1 protein-coding gene and 1 pseudogene are annotated in these 710 nt (G+C 71.5%); one reads left to right on the forward strand and one right to left on the reverse strand.

The features are described from left to right. Positions 1–439: deoxyribose-phosphate aldolase (gene deoC / locus A5646_RS06875; protein ID WP_067020791.1), on the forward strand; the 439-nt coding region annotated here is incomplete at its 5' end. Positions 440–462: 23 nt separating this feature from the next. Here the strand turns inward: deoC and A5646_RS06880 are convergent. Then, a pseudogene (locus A5646_RS06880) lies at positions 463–710 on the reverse strand (DUF2993 domain-containing protein); the annotation flags it as partial.

The raw sequence follows: 710 nt of genomic DNA on the forward strand, positions 1-710 counted from the left end.
CGAGGCGGCCCTGGCCGTCGCGGCCGGGGCCACCGAGGTCGACATGGTCATCGACGTGGGGGCGGCGCTGTCCGGCGACATCGACGCCGTGCGTTCGGATGTCCGGGCTGTGCGCGGCGCGATCGGCGGCGCCGTGCTCAAGGTGATCGTGGAGTCGGCGGCGCTGCTGGCCCTGGCCGACGAGGCCACCCTGGTGCGGGTGTGCCGCGCCGCCGAAGAGGCCGGCGCCGACTTCGTCAAGACGTCGACCGGGTTCCATCCGGCCGGCGGTGCATCCGTGCGCGCGGTCGCCCTGATGGCCGAGACGGTCGGGGGACGCCTCGGGGTGAAGGCCAGCGGCGGCATCCGCTCCGCCGCGGACGCGCTGGCGATGCTGGACGCCGGCGCCACCCGGCTCGGGCTGTCGGGCACCCGGGCGGTGCTCGACGGCCTGGGCTGAGCCGTCCGGCTAGAAGCTCGCCGTCACAGGTTGGCGAAGCAGGGGTCGTTGTCGTTGCCGGTGGGGATGGTGGCGTTGCGCGTCGAAAAGTGGCTCGTCACACCGGTATCCGTGACCTGCACACTGTCGGCGTGGATGCCCAGCGGGTAGTTCTTGGTCAGGTTCGAGGTGAAGTCGTCCAGCGTCGACTGCACGGACTCCTTGGGCATCGTGAAGCCGAGCGCGTTGAAACTGACGATCTGCAGCTGCAACCCGGTGCCCGACACCACCG

This window comes from Mycobacterium sp. 1245499.0, from assembly GCF_001673615.1.
GTDB classification, from domain to species: Bacteria; Actinomycetota; Actinomycetes; order Mycobacteriales; family Mycobacteriaceae; genus Mycobacterium; species Mycobacterium europaeum_A.